This is a genomic window from Rossellomorea sp. KS-H15a (assembly GCF_024195245.1).
In the GTDB taxonomy this organism is placed as follows: Bacteria; Bacillota; Bacilli; order Bacillales; family Bacillaceae_B; genus Rossellomorea; species Rossellomorea vietnamensis.
In genome coordinates, this window is the sequence record NZ_CP096886.1 from 2,468,754 (window position 1) to 2,488,161 (window position 19,408).

17 protein-coding genes and 1 pseudogene are annotated in these 19,408 nt (G+C 38.0%); 14 read left to right on the forward strand and 4 right to left on the reverse strand.

Features of this window, described 5'->3' with window-relative positions; translation table 11 throughout:
* The first annotated feature begins 439 nt into the window (after positions 1–439).
* The 7 genes and pseudogenes from rny (at position 440) to M1J35_RS12635 (ending at position 7,856) form a co-directional block, all read left to right on the forward strand.
* Positions 440–1,999 (forward strand): ribonuclease Y, encoded by a 1,560-nt coding sequence (gene rny, locus M1J35_RS12610; protein WP_034760066.1) that lies wholly within the window; start codon positions 440–442, stop codon positions 1,997–1,999.
* 164 nt (positions 2,000–2,163) lie between these two features.
* Positions 2,164–2,967: a TIGR00282 family metallophosphoesterase gene (locus M1J35_RS12615; RefSeq protein ID WP_254651351.1), complete on the forward strand. Its 804-nt coding sequence runs from the start codon at positions 2,164–2,166 to the stop codon at positions 2,965–2,967.
* Positions 2,968–3,103: 136 nt separating this feature from the next.
* On the forward strand, positions 3,104–3,364 hold the full coding sequence (spoVS, locus tag M1J35_RS12620) for a stage V sporulation protein SpoVS (protein ID WP_034760060.1): 261 nt from the start codon (positions 3,104–3,106) through the stop codon (positions 3,362–3,364).
* 101 nt (positions 3,365–3,465) lie between these two features.
* Positions 3,466–4,389 carry a dipeptidase gene (locus tag M1J35_RS12625; protein ID WP_254653750.1) on the forward strand — a complete coding sequence of 308 codons (924 nt, stop codon included), beginning with the start codon at positions 3,466–3,468 and terminating at the stop codon, positions 4,387–4,389.
* A gap of 463 nt (positions 4,390–4,852) precedes the next feature.
* Positions 4,853–5,106, forward strand: a pseudogene (locus M1J35_RS22840) (hypothetical protein).
* Between the two features lie 137 nt (positions 5,107–5,243).
* A complete protein-coding gene (locus M1J35_RS12630) occupies positions 5,244–6,986 on the forward strand; it encodes a 2-oxoacid:acceptor oxidoreductase subunit alpha (RefSeq protein ID WP_254651352.1) in 1,743 nt (580 codons plus the stop codon).
* Between the two features lie 3 nt (positions 6,987–6,989).
* Entirely contained in the window at positions 6,990–7,856 is an 867-nt protein-coding gene (locus M1J35_RS12635; protein WP_254651353.1) for a 2-oxoacid:ferredoxin oxidoreductase subunit beta, read from the forward strand.
* A 23-nt stretch (positions 7,857–7,879) separates the two neighbouring features.
* Here M1J35_RS12635 and M1J35_RS12640 read toward each other — a convergent pair whose 3' ends face one another.
* A complete protein-coding gene (locus M1J35_RS12640) occupies positions 7,880–8,887 on the reverse strand; it encodes a hypothetical protein (RefSeq protein ID WP_254651354.1) in 1,008 nt (335 codons plus the stop codon).
* Positions 8,888–9,381: 494 nt separating this feature from the next.
* On the opposite strand from M1J35_RS12640, the gene M1J35_RS12645 reads away from it, so the two are divergent.
* The 6 genes from M1J35_RS12645 (at position 9,382) to M1J35_RS12665 (ending at position 14,114) form a co-directional block, all read left to right on the forward strand.
* On the forward strand, positions 9,382–10,554 hold the full coding sequence (locus M1J35_RS12645) for a BMQ_0737 family morphogenetic spore coat protein (RefSeq protein WP_254651355.1): 1,173 nt from the start codon (positions 9,382–9,384) through the stop codon (positions 10,552–10,554).
* A 95-nt stretch (positions 10,555–10,649) separates the two neighbouring features.
* On the forward strand, positions 10,650–11,837 hold the full coding sequence (locus M1J35_RS12650; protein ID WP_254651356.1) for a coiled-coil domain-containing protein: 1,188 nt from the start codon (positions 10,650–10,652) through the stop codon (positions 11,835–11,837).
* A 20-nt stretch (positions 11,838–11,857) separates the two neighbouring features.
* A complete protein-coding gene (locus tag M1J35_RS22700; protein ID WP_256504077.1) occupies positions 11,858–11,992 on the forward strand; it encodes a hypothetical protein in 135 nt (44 codons plus the stop codon).
* A 13-nt stretch (positions 11,993–12,005) separates the two neighbouring features.
* Positions 12,006–12,392 carry a M67 family metallopeptidase gene (locus M1J35_RS12655; RefSeq protein ID WP_254653751.1) on the forward strand — a complete coding sequence of 129 codons (387 nt, stop codon included), beginning with the start codon at positions 12,006–12,008 and terminating at the stop codon, positions 12,390–12,392.
* 116 nt (positions 12,393–12,508) lie between these two features.
* The gene (locus tag M1J35_RS12660) at positions 12,509–13,198 is read left to right on the forward strand and encodes a glycosyltransferase family 2 protein (RefSeq protein WP_254651357.1); all 690 of its coding nucleotides are present in this window, start codon (positions 12,509–12,511) and stop codon (positions 13,196–13,198) included.
* A gap of 157 nt (positions 13,199–13,355) precedes the next feature.
* Positions 13,356–14,114, forward strand: a complete 759-nt coding sequence (locus M1J35_RS12665) for a sulfotransferase family 2 domain-containing protein (protein ID WP_254651358.1) — start codon at positions 13,356–13,358, stop codon at positions 14,112–14,114.
* Between the two features lie 845 nt (positions 14,115–14,959).
* On the opposite strand, the gene M1J35_RS12670 is transcribed toward M1J35_RS12665, so the two are convergent.
* The 3 genes from M1J35_RS12670 to M1J35_RS12680 form a co-directional block, all read right to left on the reverse strand.
* Positions 14,960–15,883, reverse strand: a complete 924-nt coding sequence (locus M1J35_RS12670; protein WP_254651359.1) for an NAD-dependent epimerase/dehydratase family protein — start codon at positions 15,881–15,883, stop codon at positions 14,960–14,962.
* An 83-nt stretch (positions 15,884–15,966) separates the two neighbouring features.
* On the reverse strand, positions 15,967–17,034 hold the full coding sequence (locus M1J35_RS12675; RefSeq protein ID WP_254651360.1) for a glycosyltransferase family 4 protein: 1,068 nt from the start codon (positions 17,032–17,034) through the stop codon (positions 15,967–15,969).
* A gap of 108 nt (positions 17,035–17,142) precedes the next feature.
* Entirely contained in the window at positions 17,143–18,342 is a 1,200-nt protein-coding gene (locus tag M1J35_RS12680; RefSeq protein ID WP_254651361.1) for a glycosyltransferase family 4 protein, read from the reverse strand.
* A gap of 225 nt (positions 18,343–18,567) precedes the next feature.
* On the opposite strand from M1J35_RS12680, the gene M1J35_RS12685 reads away from it, so the two are divergent.
* On the forward strand, positions 18,568–19,272 hold the full coding sequence (locus M1J35_RS12685) for a glycosyltransferase (RefSeq protein ID WP_254651362.1): 705 nt from the start codon (positions 18,568–18,570) through the stop codon (positions 19,270–19,272).
* Positions 19,273–19,408: the final 136 nt, after the last annotated feature.

The window sequence follows — 19,408 nt, forward strand, 5'->3', positions numbered from 1 at the left end:
AAAGAGAAGCAGACGTGATTTGGTTTGCTTCTCTTTATTATGTATGGGAATAGGCGTTTTGGTGGAAAATAGTAGCAAGCCCTTTTCTCTTAAAATGGTGGGTAATCGATATCAACCAGGTTATACATACCGTGAATCACTGTTTGTCTCCAAACTTCTCAAAATTAAATGAAAAAGTTGGTTTTGGTTAAAAATCATCCACAAGCCCAATGCGACAGTGTCAATTTTTGTCGATTGCAAAAAAACCCTTGAGAAATCTAGTGATAGAGGGCTCAACCCCTTGACAATAAATTTTCAGAGATTTAAAATTAACATGTATATTTTACAAATTTTTCGAATGAATATTTGAAAGCCTAGCGCTGTATATTTTGTTCAAGTGAGCAATGTACAAGCCGACATGTAAAAAACATGACAGTTCATAGCAAGAGGAGGTGAAATAATGCAACCTATTACAATCATCTTCATTTTGCTTGGCCTAATCGTCGGTGTAGTTGTTGGATACCTAATTCGTAAGTCCATTGCTGAAGCAAAGATTGCTGGTGCTAAAGGTTCAGCGGAGCAGATTTTAGAAGATGCGAAGCGCGAGGCAGATGCTCTGAAGAAAGAAGCACTTTTGGAAGCAAAGGACGAAAATCATAAACTTCGCACTGAAATGGAAAACGACCTTCGTGAACGAAGAAATGAATTGCAAAAACAAGAAAATCGTTTGATGCAAAAAGAGGAAAACCTCGATCGAAAAGATGAAACGCTTGATAAGCGTGAAGGCTTACTCGAGAGAAAAGAGGGGACTCTTAACGAGAGACAACAACATATTGAAGAGATGGAAAGCAAAGTGGACGAGATGGTACGATCACAGCAAACAGAGCTAGAGCGTATCTCGAGCCTGACTCGTGATGAAGCGAAAGGAATCATTCTTGACCGCGTTGAAAATGAACTCTCCCATGATATCGCCATCATGGTCAGAGAACATGAAACCCGCGCGAAGGAAGATGCAGATAAGAAGGCGAAAGAAGTCCTTTCACTGGCTATTCAACGTTGTGCTGCTGAACATGTGGCAGAAACGACGGTCAGTGTTGTGAATCTACCGAATGATGAGATGAAAGGTCGAATTATTGGGCGGGAAGGACGTAACATTCGTACGCTGGAAACACTTACGGGTATTGATTTGATTATTGATGATACTCCTGAAGCGGTTATTCTTTCTGGTTTTGATCCGATTCGTAGAGAAACGGCTCGAATTGCATTAGAGAAATTAGTTCAGGATGGACGAATCCACCCTGCACGAATTGAAGAAATGGTGGATAAATCCCGCCGTGAAGTGGATGAGTATATCCGGGAAATTGGTGAACAGACTACCTTCGAAGTGGGCGTTCATGGGCTTCATCCGGATTTGATCAAGATCCTGGGACGTTTGAAGTATCGTACAAGTTACGGTCAGAACGTCTTAAAACACTCGATGGAAGTGGCCTATCTGTCCGGGTTATTGGCAGCTGAGCTTGGTGAGGATGAAAGACTCGCCAAACGCGCCGGATTGCTACATGACATCGGTAAGGCGATCGATCACGAAGTGGAAGGAAGCCACGTCGAAATTGGTGTAGAACTTGCAACGAAGTACAAAGAGCATCCTGTTGTCATCAACAGTATTGCTTCTCACCATGGAGACACAGAGCCGACATCCATCATTGCCGTACTGGTTGCAGCAGCTGATGCTTTATCTGCTGCAAGACCTGGAGCAAGAAGTGAGACGCTTGAGAACTACATCCGTCGACTGGAGAAACTGGAAGAAATTTCAGAGTCATATGAAGGCGTTGAGAAATCATTCGCAATCCAGGCAGGACGTGAAGTACGGATCATGGTAAGACCGGAAGCCATTGACGATCTCGAATCGCATAGATTGGCAAGGGATATCCGTAAACGTATTGAAGATGAGCTTGACTATCCAGGCCATATTAAAGTAACGGTCATCCGTGAAACAAGGGCCGTCGAATACGCAAAATAAGAGGTTGACTCGAGGAGGGATATCCCCTTCGAGTCAGCTTTTTTTATCGCTTTAAATGATTTCCGTTACAGAATCAATGATGGATTTTAATAGGATGAATAGGCGACAAGTTATTTGTGATACAATAACCACAAGACTTAATACATATAGAGAAGGGAACTTTCATGAAAATATTATTTGTTGGAGACGTAGTCGGTTCAATGGGCCGTGAGATGATTACAGAATACCTGCCTAAGTTAAAGAAAAAGCATTCACCGGATTTTACAATCGTAAATGGAGAGAATGCTGCATCAGGCAGAGGGATTACTGAGAAAATATATAAACAATTCTTACGGGATGGTGCCAATATGGTCACCCTGGGAAATCACACTTGGGACAATAAGGATATCTTTAATTTTATCGATTCATCCAAACAAATGGTGAGGCCGGCCAATTTCCCTGAAGGTACGCCGGGCAGCGGTTTAGTGTTTGCGGAAGTGTATGGCAAAGAGGTTGCAGTTATCAACGCTCAAGGAAGGACGTTTATGCCTCCACTCGATGATCCATTTAAAGTTCTTGATGAGCTTGTTGATGAGGCCAAAAAGAGAACATCCGTCATATTCGTTGATTTTCATGCAGAGGCAACAAGTGAGAAGCAGGCTGTAGGCTGGTTTCTGGATGGACGCGTCTCTGCGGTGATAGGAACGCACACTCATGTTCAAACGGCGGACAACCGGATCCTTCCCAATGGGACTGCCTTTATGTGTGACGTTGGTATGACAGGACCATACGATGAGGTACTTGGAATGAGTAAGGATTCCGTTCTAAGGAGATTCCAGACGAGTTTACCTGTTCGTTTTGAAGTACCGAAGGCTGGACGTAAAATCCTGAGTGCTTGTTTAATCGAAATTGATCAAAAGTCGGGGAAAGCGAAAAAAATCGAGCGCATATTGATCAACGAAGACCATCCATTTATGGCAGAATATTAAATGTTTTCCTTCCTTTTTCGGTGTGACCGGAATGATTTGTCCATTTCCTGAATATAGTATCAGTGGAATCATTTATACCAAGTTTGTTCTTTACCACGGACATACGGTATGGGGGAAATGACAAGGAGGAAAAGGAATGGAAATATTAAAAGTTTCAGCAAAATCTAATCCTAATTCTGTAGCTGGTGCACTCGCCGGTGTTCTTCGTGAGAGAGGAGGAGCTGAAATTCAAGCAATCGGTGCAGGAGCTTTAAATCAAGCCGTCAAGGCTGTCGCCATTGCAAGAGGCTTTGTGGCTCCCAGTGGTTTAGATTTAATATGTATCCCGGCATTTACGGATATTCTGATCGATGGAGAAGAACGTACGGCGATAAAGTTAATTGTGGAACCAAGATAATAAACCATAGGCTGTTCATTAAAGGGGACCCTTTAGTGGACAGCCTTTATACTATGAACAAATATACATATTATGAAGAAAAACGGAAAGGAAGACCCAATATGATATTTGATGCACACTGTGATGTGTTGATGAAGCTATATTTAGAGCCGGGGAGTGGGGCCTTTCAATCGAAGGGTTCCTTACATATTACGTATCCTCAACTCATTCAAAGCAGCAGTAAAATACAATTGTTCGCAATCTATATCCCATCCTACCTGAAGCCGGGGCAACGGTTTCAAGCAGCACTTGAAATGGTGAATATTTTTCATAATAGGATCCTTAAGCCAAACCCAAAGATGAAATTCGTTACATCTAAAAAGGATATCGAGCGTCTTTCAGAAGGTGAAATAGGGGCAATGCTGACACTGGAAGGTATAGAAGCAGTGGAGGAGGATCTTACGAAGCTCGAAATCCTTTACAGGCTGGGAGTCCGGTCGGTCGGTTTGACGTGGAATTGGGCCAATGCAGCAGCAGATGGCGCCCTTGAACCGAGAGGGGGCGGGCTGACCAACTTTGGGGAGGAAATCGTCTCTTTCTTAAATGAGAAAAGACTTTGGACAGATGTGTCCCATCTATGTGAAAAAGCATTCTGGGATGTGGTGGATTCAGCTGAATATCCGATAGCATCCCACTCAAATGCCTACTCGATCTGTCCTAATCCACGAAACTTGAAAAATGATCAGATTGAGGCACTCATCAAGAAAAACAGCGTAATGGGCATCACCTTTGTCCCACCATTTTTAAACAAGAAAGGGACAGCGGAAATTTCCGATGTAGTCCGCCATATCGAACATGTCTGCAGTCTCGGAGGTGAGGACCATATCGGATTTGGCTCCGATTTCGACGGCATAACAGAAACCGTACAAGGTCTATCCTCATACATTCATTATGATAACTTAATCAACACCCTCCAACGATACTACAGTGAAAAACAAGTGAGGAAGTTCTTATTCCAGAACTTCTTTAAGAGACTGCCTGATTGATTACAAATGAAGATGGGATAAAATTGTTTAGTTAAAAAGATAGTCCGAACGATCATTCGAAATTCTTTTTTTGAAATCAGATCGTTCGAATTCATCATCTGGCTGTTTGCGTACATATTTTTAGATGTAGTGAGTAGTGGTTGATTTCCGTTCCAGGTGCTCGCTTTCCGCGGGGCGTAAGTTGAGCCTCCTCGGGCTTAGCCCTGCGGGGTCTCAACTTTCCCGCAATTCCCGCAGGAGTCGAGCACCTTCCACTCCAATCAACTTTCCAAGCGAAAGCGTCTCACTATAATTGCTCCACCATTGCATACACCAACTTCTATTCTATTAGTTTCAGTGACGAATTTTAGTTAATCACACACATACTCTTTCTTATCTGATGTGAATGATCCATACTGCTCCGACATACCGGGCCTAAGTTATTCTTGCTATAGCAATCAATGTATATAGCAGGTTCTAGCTGTTGATTGGAGTGCAAGACGAAGACTCCTACGGGAAAAGCGGAATAGGTAAGACCCCGCAGGAACGTCAGTGACGAGGAGGCTAGCCGAACGCCCGAGGAAAGCGAAGTCTTGCACGGAAATCAACAGCGGTGTAACAAGTGATCTTAACTATTTGTTTGATTGTTCGTCTTTAGAGGAACTGGAATTAGATATGTCCCATCCTCATTTTCGCAATATGAATGTGTTCCGAATGATAATCTCTTCAATACAGTAGTGATTTAAAGAGAAAAGTGATAAACTGATAGAGTAAATGATATGAAAATGCTGCATCGCTTATAGATGATTGATACTAATGAAGAGAATATACTTCAACAATAGATGTTGCAAATAATGATTGAAGGGGTGTAATGAATGAAGGAACAGCTTTCATGGAAAGTTGGCGGACAGCAAGGTGAAGGTATTGAGAGTACAGGTGAAATCTTTTCCATGGCCCTCAATCGCCTTGGGTATTTCTTATATGGTTATCGCCATTTCTCCTCTCGTATTAAAGGAGGACATACAAACAATAAGATTCGTGTAAGCACCACTCAAGTACGTGCGATTGCGGACGATTTAGATATTTTGGTTGCATTTGACCAGGAAACGATTGATGTGAATTACAAAGAATTACATAGCGATGGCGTTATTATAGCCGATGCAAAGTTCAAACCTGTGAAACCTGAAGATACAGATGCCTCCCTTTACATTGTTCCCTTCACTGAATTAGCGACGGAGCTCGGGACTTCCCTCATGAAGAACATGGTGGCAGTGGGGGCTACCTGTGCCGTTCTCAATCTAGATCCAATCGTTTTCAAGGAAGTAGTGGAAGAGATCTTTGGTCGCAAAGGTGAAACGGTCGTTGAGAAAAATATGGAAGCGATCAAGCAGGGATTCGCTGCGATGAAAGCAGAACTGGGTGACAAGGTCGGTTCCCTGCAACTGAAAGAAGCAGATGGGAATAAACGTATGTTCATGATCGGAAACGACGCCATAGCTCTGGGTGCACTCGCAGGAGGCGTTCGATTGATGGCGGCTTATCCGATTACACCGGCATCTGAAATCATGGAGTATCTCATCAAGAAGCTGCCGATGGTCGGTGGGACCGTCATCCAAACGGAGGATGAGATCGCAGCTGCCACTATGGCAATCGGGGCGAACTACGGTGGGATCCGTTCCTTCACGGCTTCAGCTGGACCAGGGCTCTCACTTATGATGGAAGCAATCGGGCTATCCGGAATGACAGAACAGCCGCTTGTTGTGGTGGATACACAGCGGGGGGGACCGTCTACAGGGTTGCCTACGAAACAGGAACAATCCGATTTAATGGCGATGATTTACGGTACTCACGGTGAAATTCCTAAAATCGTCCTGGCACCAAGTACCGTTCAGGAAGCGTTTTATGATACAGTGGAAGCTTTTAACCTGGCGGAAGAGTATCAATGCCCGGTCATCATTCTTTCAGATCTGCAACTTTCCTTAGGTAAACAAACGGTGGAACCCCTTGATTATAGTAAAGTGGAAATACGCAGAGGAAAGCTTGCAGCCAATGAATCTGAATTAGAAGAATTAGAACCAAAGAAATATTATAAGCGCTTTGAAGTGACGGAAGATGGGGTATCACCCCGCGTCATCCCTGGTATGAAAAATGGGATCCATCATGTTACAGGCGTTGAGCACGATGAAACCGGAAAGCCATCCGAATCTCCTGTAAACAGACAGGCGCAGATGGATAAACGTATGCGTAAACTTGAGAATATCAAATTCCAAAATCCGATACACACACATGCCCCTCATGAAGAGGCTGACTTGTTATTAGTAGGTTTCAACTCCACACGCGGAGTAATTGAGGAATCGATGGGTCGTTTGGAAGGCGATGGATTGAAAGTGAATCATGCTCATATCCGTTTGATCCATCCTTTTCCGTCCGATGAATTGGAGCCACTTATGCATTCAGCGAAGAAAGTGGTTGTAATTGAAAATAACGCTACCGGTCAATTAGCCAACATTATCAAAATGAATGTAGGCTTCGGGAATAAAATCGTTAAAATGACAAAGTATGATGGAACACCATACTTACCAAATGAAATTCATTCAAGATGTAAGGAGTTGAACTGATCCATGGCTACCTTCAAAGATTTCAGGAATAATGTGAAACCAAACTGGTGTCCTGGATGTGGGGACTTCTCGGTACAGGCTGCGATCCAACGGGCTTCTGCCAATGTGGGACTTGATCCGGAACAGTTAGCGGTCGTTTCAGGGATCGGATGTTCAGGGCGTATATCCGGATACATCAATTCTTACGGCTTTCACGGAATCCACGGGCGGTCACTTCCAATCGCCCAGGGATTGAAAATGGCCAATAAAGACTTGACCGTCATCGCTTCAGGCGGGGATGGGGATGGATTCGCCATCGGTCTTGGGCATACGATCCATGCCATTCGCCGGAATGTGGATGTCACATACATTGTAATGGACAATCAAATTTATGGATTAACAAAAGGACAAACGTCACCGCGTTCGTCTGCCGGTTTCAAAACCAAGTCTACGCCACAGGGATCGATCGAACAGGCGCTTTCCCCAATGGAAATGGCCCTTTCGGCAGGAGCAACCTTTGTCGCTCAAAGCTTCTCTTCTGACTTGAAAGAACTGACGGCCTTAATCGAAGCGGGACTTAACCATAAAGGTTTCTCCTTGATCAATGTGTTCAGCCCTTGTGTCACTTATAATAAAATCAATACGTACGATTGGTTTAAAGAGAACCTTACTAAGCTCGCTGATGTAGAAGGTTATGACCCGTCAAATCGGGAGCAGGCCATGAATACAGTCATGGAGAAGGATGGACTGGTTACTGGTTTGATTTATCAAAACAATGAACAGCCATCGTATCAGGACCTTGTGTCAGGTTATTCCGAAGAGCCTCTCAGTACTCATGATTTAAGATTAGAGGAAAGTAAATTTGATGAATTAGTGAAAGAATTTATGTAATGGAAGAAACCGGACTCCTTTTTTTAGGGGCCCGGTTTATTTTTTAATTTATTGATTTCTTCATTTAAGAGGGAATTGGTGAATTGAAGATGCTGGATGGTATTTTCATAATTTTTCAGAGTGTCTTTCGAGGAGATGGATTCTTCTTCATCGTATACAAATACTTTATCCTTCAAGTCTTTGATGTTCATTCTGACGGATTGAAGTGACCGGGTAAAGTTGTTTTTATCCTCCTGCATTTTTTTTAATTCTTCCTGAAACCTTTGAATGGATGACTCATTATCCTTCTGAACTTCCCCTGCACGTTCCAGAGCTTCTTTCTGTCGCTTGTTGACCCATTCATATAGTATCCTGGATTCCATCAGAAGATTATGTGATTCAAATAACTCGATCTCATTCAAGTAGAGGCGATTTTTTAATGTTTCATTGTCATACAGGAGACGATGAATCTGATCCTCATTCACACACTTCTCAATATGCAAATCATGCTCCCGTGACGCCAATTCTATTCTCACATCCTCAAGTAACGCCTCAAGCTCCCATATTTGGATTTCTTTTTTATATAATTGTTTTTGTACTTCTTGGTTAGCCTTTAATAGAAAATCCTTCTCTTTTAGTAAGTAACTGTTCTCAACTTGTAAGGACAGGATTTCGTGTTCCAGTGAACTTCTTGAATCAAGGAATTGTTCCGTTTGTTTCTCTGTACCAGATACATAATGAGTCGTGAACGTCTGTAGCTGGTCCTTAACCTGGTTCAGGATATAACGGAGCTTTTTCACTTCCCTTTCCTGTGCAGACAAAAGGGCTTGATATCTTGAGGATTCCGTGTTTCTTTCATAAGCCTGGATTTCAAGCTCCTGAAGATAGGTTTGTATACGGCTTTGTAATAGATCGTTTTCTTTTTTGATGGAGACATAATGTTGGGCACGGCTTCCGTTTTCTAGTCTTTCACATTTCTTTTTGTATTTTTCCATTTCAGATTTATAATGGATGATTTGCTGCTGGAGCTGGATGTTTGAAAGTTGTCTCACGTACGTAAGCTCCTTTCGGCCATTTTTCTAATATGTATATGTAAGAATGGGGATGAACGGTATTTGTCCATGAAAGAAGCCATGTAAACTTCCCAGCGTTTACATGGCTTTTATATTTATAATTAATATCATTGCAATGATAGTCGATTGTTCACGTTCGTAATATTCATTTAAAGGAAGCAGCGTAACCATTAAAGTTGAATCACACTATATATAAAAATTTAAGTTAAATCGTAATGTTCAAGATGTTGCATATTTATTCAATTTGTTTATTTCATTCCTCCTTTCCTTTTGATATATGATATGACGCACTTGATGCTGATGTACTGTCAAACGTCTATAGAATCAGCCTATTTTTCAATTGGATTCAAAAAACTATTAATTCGCCTATTAATTTTTTTTTGAATAAATAGGTGTTTACTCTATACCAAATTCCTTCTCGTCCATAGGATATAGTGTGATATAAATATTCATTAACAGAAAGGAAGATTTGTTTGAAGAAGCGTAAACAAATTAGGGGTTCCCAGACTCCGACACCATCACCGTCACCGATTCCATTGGATCCCAATGATTTAGCACCGGAATGTATCCGCGTAGACAAAGTATATGACTGGGTGTTCTTCGCGAATAGATACGAGAATAAGAATTTCATTCCAGATGAAGCATGTCGTGCAGCAGTTAGTGCAGCATTGGCAGCGGGTCAAAGAGTAGAGGTTCAGACTGCACCAGTAAATCCTGCTGATGTCAGTGTTTCTGGTTCAATTATCGAAAATGGAAACCCAGGGAAGGTTCTCATCGTGTGGACAGTTCCTGTAGAAGTAACGATTCTTATTGCAGGAGTAGCAGAATGCTCCTTCACTGTACGTACTCAATTCACAGATGAAATCATGCTTTGTGTACCGGTCGGAATTACAAATGCAAACTTAAACATCAGAGCGACACAGGTCATTGCCACTTCTGGTGGAGTATTAATGGGACCAGATCCATTTGGACCAATGATTCCATTGAAAGTAGTGCTTTGTAAAGATGTTCAAGTAGAATACCCAGTTAAACTGGAAGTATTGGCGAAATTCTGTTTCCCACGTCCGAATAACATTCCTGTACCAGAAGAAAGACTTCAATGTGACCTGAGCTTACTGGAATTCCCGCGTCAATGCCCTGGTTTATTCCCGGTTGCTAACTGTGAATGTCAGGCGACTGCACTTGCTAGAAACGAAGATACGGAAGCAACATTCGGTTCTGGCGCTACAGCAGACCTCGTAACAGGTCTATCTACTCTAAGAGCTGAAATCTGTCAAGAATGTTCTCTTGGAGACAGTACTTGGTCTTACTCCTTCACTGATACAGAGGTCGGTCCGACACCTGCTCCTACTGCAACAGGATTCCAACCTGACTTCAGCTTCACATTCGATCCATCTTCAATCGACAGAGTTACTTGCGGTACCGATGCTCTTACTGCAGTTGGAGAAGGAATCCGTTACTTTGACGGAGCACCTGAACAATTATTCTATGAACTGCAAATCTTTGATGCTCCAACTGAAGGATTCCGCTTGATCCTTAGAAATACAGCGAACGTTGTAATCTTTGATAGTGGGGTAGTTGATGCATTGGTTGAGTTTGGTGAATGTGAAACATTCGCAGATTTACTTGGAGATATTGACGCCTAATTAACTTGAGGAGAGAGTGACCTCTCTCCTTTTTTTTAACATGTAAACAAACCGTACATATGATGTAAATAAAGGACTTTTTGGAGGTGAGACAAGTGAGCGAGGGAGATAACAAATGGAAACCTGACATAGATGTGCCCGGGGTTATGCATGACCTTCATATGATCTCTGAAGAGCTGGAGTCCCTATATCATCATTATTCAACACGAATTAAGAATGTGTCAGAAGAATTGTCCAAGGAAAGATCGAAACATAAGATCTATCAACAGGAAATTGCGGAGAATCATCATACCATCCAAATGCTGACAGAACAAATTGAATATTTACTGCAAGAGGTTAATGTAAGGCATGAGCTCTACATTCAATTGCAGCAGAATAAAACGATGACGGCGGAGGATATGGAAAACAACGAAATGACTTTCCAGGAAGAATGGAGAGAAGAAATCATCAGCGATGAAAATTCGTGGGAGGTGACAGATCATTTGCTTCCTGCATCCATCCCTGAAATAAGAGTGATTTACGAAAGTTTTCAAAGTGAAATGAAAACAAACCTTGAACAATTAAAAAATAGAGCGATTTCTTTATTGATCGAAACGAATGAGTATTACTATTCAGATAAAAAAAAGGCTATTGAAGTTGAAATGTACCATAACGGGTTCATTACACAACTGGAATGGTTACAAATGCAGAGAAAGCAATACATGGGTCGAATCAAAGAAAGGTGGTATACAGAAGTGTGGAATTTTTTATGGGGTAAAGAAGAGGGAAACAATCATCCTGAAATCCTGAAAAAGCTGGATCTTATAGAAGAGCAGTTGTTATCTTATTCAGCTAAATTCAACGATGTGAAGGAAACATTGGCAAAAAATACAGAAAGGGAGGAAACGACTCAGAAGTATATTCAGAAGATGGGAGCTTTACAGGACGAAATCAAGAAAATTGAGGGGCTTTATGAAGATGAGATTCATTCGCTGAAAAATCAATTGGAAGATTTTAAACAAAGAGAAAAGGATCTTGAAAGACAAATTAGTTTATTAAATGAAAAATATACTGGTAAACAAAAAGAAAAAAGTCAGCGTGAAGTAGAACTCGAACAAGAATTGAATCGGCTTAGAAAAGATCTTCATTCCCAATCCAATAAGAAAAACGAACTCTATAATAAAATGAAGCAGCAAAAGAAGCAAGCACCACAGGTGAATCCACAATTTGATGAATATGGACATATTCCCATGGCTTCTGAAGCGAAACGGACCATGTTTAATCCAAATAAATATATGCGGTGATGTTGAAAGGGGGGATAATCATGCAATCCAAAGATCTGAACCAAATTTATAAGCAGAAAAAAAGTGTGCCCTTGGGCATTAAGAAAGAAGAAAGAATCCAAATGGAAGCAAAAAGAACGAAATTCAAGTATAAAGGCTGCGGGTGCAACGCCTAAAGAAAGTATTCATATTCCCAAACAGCTTTACAGTGACCTTGTATCACATGCAAGAAATACACTTCCAAATGAAGCCTGCGGCTTAATATCAGGGAAATGGCAAACATGCATAACGTTATGGCCAATGAAAAATATTGAGCCTTCTCCTTATTCTTTTGCCATGGATCTCATGGAGCAGGAATCGGTCTTCAGAAAAATGAAGAGGAAGAAAGAAAGGTTTTTGGCCATATATCATTCACACCCTTACGGCATCCCACTGCCGTCAAAAGATGATATTCAATCCTCGGTTTATCCAGAGGTATATCATTTCATTGTAGCGGTCGAAAAGAAAGTCGAAAAAGTGAAGTGTTACAAGTTTAAAAATGGTAAAGCGAATGCTGTTAATATCAAATTCCTTTAACTATGAATGTGGGGTGCGAAAACGCATCCCATTTTTAATTTTGTCCAATCAAACTCTTACTGTCAGACATAAAATATCATAGGAGCAAATTTTTTTCGAAAGGAGAAGGTTCCTAATTGAAAGTATCTATAATTATTCCTTTCTATAATTGTCCGTACATTGACCAGGCTATTAAGAGTGCATTAAATCAAACGTACAAGAATATTGAAGTAATAGTTGTTGATGACGGATCAACTGAGCATGTAAACAAGATAGCCCCTTTTAAAGGAAGGATTAAATATATAAGGAAACAGAATGGGGGTACGGCTTCTGCTTTGAACTTAGGATTAAGGCACGCGTCAGGTAAATACTTTGCTTGGCTTAGTTCGGATGATATGTATTTAAAGGATAAAGTAGAAAGGCAACTTGGGTTTATGGAAGGCAAAGGAGCTAAGATTTCTTATACTGCTTTTAAAACAATAAATGAAAATAATATGGTTATTAATGAAGTTCACTCAAGGGCAATGAGCCTTAATAATTTTAGAAGGACGTTATTAAAAGGGTGTCCTGTCAATGGGTGTACAGTGATGGCTGAAGTAGATTTAATAAAAAGGATTGGGTGGTTTAATGAAAAGATAAAATATGCTCAAGATTACGAGATGTGGTGTAGAGTGAGTTTGAAAACCAATATGTATTATCTTGGTGAGTCCTTAGTTCTTTATCGGGTACACTCAGGGATGGGATCGCTAAATCATTCTATTGATATGGTTAGTGAAGCTGACAAAATCAAGAAAAAATATAGGGGGTTGTTTAGGTTAATGGGTTGATAAGTTTTTTTATTCGTAAATAATTTTAGAGGATATAGATTAAAGTAAAAAACTATATAAATTCATTTTAGAAATAATAAATATCCGAGAGGTAGAGATTAGAATTTATTTTATACTAGTTTGCAACTGAACTAAGAATTAGAAGGAAGGTAATTTTATGATTAATAATGAACAAATATTAAAGAATTTAACAAAAGCATATAGACCATTGTATAACGAAAGATTCCCTTTGATTTTATTTTGGACTCCTAAAAGTGGGTGTACTACACTAAATAAATGGTTTTTTTATCAACTGGGGTTAATAGACTTAGTAGAACAGCAATCCCAAGGGGATCCACATAAATATAGAGAATTTATATACGAAAAACAAACTGATTATCTAAATTTGCTTATGAAAGCAATCTCACTCCCGGATAAAAAGAAAATAAAGTTAGTTCGTAATCCATATAACAGAGCGGTGAGTTCATATCTTCATACAATAAGTCAAGATTGGTTAATAAAAGAATTCAGTAGTAATGTCAATGTGGGTATGTCATTTAAGGACTATTTAATGTATTTAAAGACTCTAGGAGAACGTATATATGAATTAGATAGACATATTGCACCCCAATATATTAGAGGTGAAGAAACATTTATTGAATCACATATTAAACTTGAAGAATTTAACGAGCAAATTAAAATAGTTGAAAAAAATTTTAACCTTCAACCCTCACCAGTATCTACCCTTTCTTATTCTCCACACCATCTATCTCACGCAAAGGTAAAAAAAGGTAATTTTGCTGAGACTATTTTTAACATAGATATCTACGCTAAAGAACTTCCTACAACTGAAAGCTTTTATAATACACATACTATAAAACTCGTCAATGAGATTTTCAACAAAGATTTTCATTTCTATGACTATAAAATGAAATAAATTAATATGTCAATTGAACAACATATATAAATCTATGGAAACAGAAAGAGCCTAGATTATTAAATTCGCCTAGGTTAAGTAAAAACTACTATTGTTATTTCCACATATATCTTTGACTTCAGGTAATATTTTTAAAAAATTAGTGTTAAAAAATGTTGAAAATATCCGTATCAGTTAAGAATATGCGTTGCTAGATGATTGTTCCGGGATTCTCCCGGATTACATAATTCGGTAAGAATCATATAAAAAAAATAGAGTTACCGTTACCTCCCTTAAATTAATTTATCATATGCCTCTAGGCTTTCAATTGATCCCGGTACTCTCAATAGGGAGGGGGGATACCTCGTTTTTCACTAACTACTTTTGTAGACAGAAGAGGTTTTTTGTAAAGGTGGGGATGCTTGTCATCTTCATTTAGTCCAGGTTTTGCTTCCCATTCAAAATACAAGCAACAAAGGTTTAATATAGACATTTAATCCCGTAAACATCAAAAGGAATTTCACCATTTTGTTGCCTCTTTTCAAGCAAAAAAGCAAATGCCTATTTCAACAATCATTTGCTTTTTGAGATTTTTAATCAAGAAAAATTCATAATATGGTCATGAATTTATCCAACCAATTTTGTTTTTAAGGTTTAAACCATCATCAAAATCCACCTTTATAATACTGTATATGTTCTTACCGTTATGGACGAGAAGGATTCCTTTTTTTATGTCTGGGTTGGGAGTGTAACCTCATGATGGTTTTATGTAACCTAAACTATGTGTCACTTGCGTGTCTATAAACTATCTTCTCAGGTAACTAAAAAATAGGGCATTAATTTATATCTTTAATGCCCATTAGTAATTATTGAATATTCTCTTTCATTACAAAACTGTATGTGTCCTCAATACCTTTCCCTAGAGATATGGTTGGGCTCCAATTTAACAAGTTTTTAGCTTTATTATTAGCTAAACAACTGTGTTTAATATCACCTGGTCTCTCTAAAACAAAACGAACGGGAACATTTTTAGAGTGAATTAATTCTAAAATTTTTATTAATTCTAATAGGGATGTACTTTTACCTGTACTGATTTGTAACGTAGTGGTAATTTCTTTGGTAGCTGCACATATATTGGATTCAACAATATCTCTTACATGAATATAATCTCTAGTTTGAAGACCATCACCATAAATATTTAATTCAGAACCTTCTTTTAAACATTTGAGAAACGAAGGAATCACACCACCTTCGCCTTTAGCATTTTGTCTTGGCCCATATACGTTCCCATATCGAAGAATTGTGTAGGGGATGTTGAAAAACTTATGGTATAAAGTAATATAACTTTCTGCCGTCAGCTTTGATAATCCATAGAAAGAAATTGGTTTTGTAGAATGATTTTCTGAGATAATCGCTTCTTCAGTGTTCCCATATACTGCAGAAGTGGAAGAGAAAATAAAGTTCTTTACTGGAGAAATTTTACAAGCCTCCAATAAATTTATTGTTCCATTCACATTAATATCTAAATCTTCACAAGGGAAGTTTGTCGATTTTGAAACATCTGCTTGAGCAGCCAGATGAAAAAGATAATCTGGTTTTTCACTTATTACTAAATTCTTTGCTTCGACTGAACGAACATCTATATTATGAAATATTGCTGATTTATGAATATGCTCTTTTTTTCCTGAGTTCAAGTTATCGATTACATGTACACAGTGTCCTATGCGAACAAGTGCTTCTACAAGATGAGATCCTATAAAACCTGCCCCGCCAGTCACGAAAGATTTCATATATTTAATTTCCTCCTTTACCGTATGGTATAGTCTATGCAATCTAATTGATTATGGTAAAGGCTATTAACTAAACTAATTCATTAAACTCCTATCGACCTTAGCATTTTGACGAAATGTTCTTGATATTGTTCGTGACTAAACTGGGATTTCACATGCAACGAAGCATTATATATAATTTTATTACGTAATGGTTTATTGAATATTAATTCTTCTGCTTGATTGACTGCCTCATTAATATTACCTATTCGATAGTATTTTCCTGTGTGGTTGTGAATGACTGATGTTCGAACTCCATCCGAATCGGTTGTCAGGATTGGACAATTGCAGCTCATTGCTTCCAAGATAGAATAAGGAGCCCCTTCCACTTTCGAGGTTGAGCATAATAAACCGCCTGAGTCACCAATTTTGGAAAAATAAGCAGGCATATATTGGTGGGGTATATTTTGAAGTATTGATAATTTTTTTTGTAAATTGAATTTAGTTACTGTTTTATTAAATTCATTTCTTTCTTGAATAGTTGATAGACTGGGATCTTCAAACATATATAGTTTAATTAGGGGATTTTTAATAACTAGTCTGTTACCTATTTCTAGAAATTCTCTCCAATTTTTATTGTCTTCTAGTCTTCCTATCCACGCGATAATGGGGGAGGATTCTTTAATAACCTGCGCTTTGTAAGTGAATTCAAGAGAATCAAAACAATTATTAAAAGCGAATTTAGGTACGGTAGGGAAAAACTCTTTGAATATTTCACCAATATGTTGAGTTTTTGGATAAAGGAGACCATCACAATAATTATTAATGTAAGGAATAGCTTTTTTCATCTCGGATCTAGCAACATGTTTTGCCCCATATCCTTGTACTTCAAATATGATCTTTCCTTTATAACCTAACTTCCTGAATCGTTCAATCCCGACATAATCAGAAATAATAACGATTGCAGAATAAAATTTAGCTGCTAATATTTTTTTTATCTCTTGATCGTTATTTGTAATAAAGACATTAGATTCATGATTGATAAGAGATCTTTTTTTACTATAGTATAAAAAATCACAATCAATACCTGCTGGCTTTAGGGCTTTTGACCTTTGCCTGTTTAATGTTTCTACTCCACCGCTAGGCACATAGAAAACAAATAATACATTCATAATCTCAACTCCAATAATATTTTCACACCTTAATGTGTTGTTTTCACTAAGCTCTATAACTTTTGAATTTTAACAGAATCATACATTGAGTAAAAAAGGTTTGAATAATTACAAAACCTGTCGATATACTTGTAACAAACTGTTTAAAGCTTTTTTTTGTGACCAATTATCTGTTGCCCAGCTCATGGCGTTATTCCCTAAATTCTTTCTGAATTCCTCATTATCCAGTAATTTATTTAAATTTATGAAAAGAGCCTCTTGATTCCCTTTAGGAGTGATAATTCCTGTTTTGTTATGAAGAATCATCTCAGGTATTCCGCCTGCATCACTTGCAATACATGCTTTACCAGCAATTTGGGCTTCGATAAGAGATAGTGGCTGATTATCAATTAGACTAGGCAGGACAAAAACATCTGCTAGTGAAAGTAAATGTGGTACATCGTTCCTTTCACCAAAAAATGTAACAATTTTATTCAAGCCTAATTTAGCAGCTTGTTCTATTAATGAATTTTTATTGTTCCCGTCACCGACGATCCAACAAACAAAGTCTTTCCTTATTACTGAGAGTTTTGATAATGCAGATAAAAGATGGTGAACTCCTTTTACATCTACCAATCTTCCAGTAAATAATATAACTTTCTTATTAAGGGGTTTAGTTATTCCGTTTGAATTAATCATTTTTAATTTAAAACCTTCTATATCATATCCATAATTGCAAACGATAATTTGGTTGGCTGGTACTTTATATTCATTAATAAGGAGATTTTTCATCCAATGATTAGCAGTAATGGTTTTCTTGCCAGAGGTTGCTCCTTCAAATTCAATTAGATTAAAATATGAACAAGCATAATTAGGGTTAGGGGACTTAGCAATATTCAATACATAGTCTTTTAATTCTTCGGCTACGCTACCGTGTAAAGAGGTTACTAAGGGCTTGCTAGGTGGGATAATTTCTTTAATCCATGCACTACTAAAAGCATCTTGAGCATGTATCAGATCATATTCTTTTAATGCCATTTGTCCTACTTGCTTCTTAAAACGGCATCTTTGACGTTCATAATGGAGAACATAAGGGTCTTTATTATAAGCAAAGTAACGAGATGAATAGTAATCTCCAGAAATTTTCACATCATTGGAAGTGAAAATTTTTTTTTGTTCTACAAGATGTACTGCTGTACCATTTTGAGTCGAACCTAACAAATCTACTTGATGACCAATTGATTCTAATTGTGTTTTAAGGTTAGTCATATAGTTCCAAACCCCACCAACATGCGGGACATCAAAAAAAGTTGCAAGTAATATTTTCATATAATACACTCCTTTCTATCCTTATAATCATTAGTTTATTCAGAAATGTAATAATGATGTGGTTGAATCCCCAGTAACTTATCAGTAAATAAAAAAATAATAAAACTTGTTTTATTAGCCTATACAATCTAAATGTTAAAACATAGATTAAAAGTAATAATTAATAGTAGAGGATAAGGATGGAAATTACATTTAATGGATAATAAGGAATGTGAGGTAATAATCTTGGAGTCTAAAGTATCAATTATTATACCGTTTTACAATTGTCGCTATATCGATCAAGCAATTACGAGTGCCATTAATCAGGACTATTCCAATAAAGAAATTATTGTAGTTGATGATGGTTCAACCCTCTATACTGAGAAATTGGTACCATTTATTGACCGTATTCAATATATTAATAAGAAAAACGGGGGGACAGCAACAGCACTTAATGCGGGTATTAATGCATCGAAAGGAGACTATATTGCCTGGCTAAGCTCAGATGATATTTTTCTTCCAGGGAAAATAAGTAAACAATTAGCAAAAATAAAGGATAGCTCGACTCTTGCTAACTTCACTGCTTACAACATAATTGATGAAAATAACAAAATAGTATATCCTGGTCTTCCACAGAGTTATAATAACTCTCAAGTCAAGAAAGAATTTTTACAAAGAAATTTAATTAATGGCAGTACTGTAATGGTTCATCAAAAGATTTTTAAGAATATTGGATTATTCAATAATAAGCTCAGATATACTCAGGATTACGATATGTGGTTTAGAATATTAGTGAACGGTTATGATTTTTCATATACAAATGAGGTCCTTACTCATTTTAGGAGGCACCAAGAGTCAGGTACATCTAAACACAAAATAGCAATGCTCAATGAAGTAACACTTATTGAAAATTTTTACAGACCGATTTTATTAAAATCGATAAATAAATAATAAAGAAATACATTCTTCAAAGTTCGCTTGTTAGCGGACTTTTTATTTTGTTTGTATTTTTGCCTTTTATACTAATTTGTGTAATGTGTCTAGGGCAAGTATGAAGTTATTTCATATTATATTATATGAGGAAAAG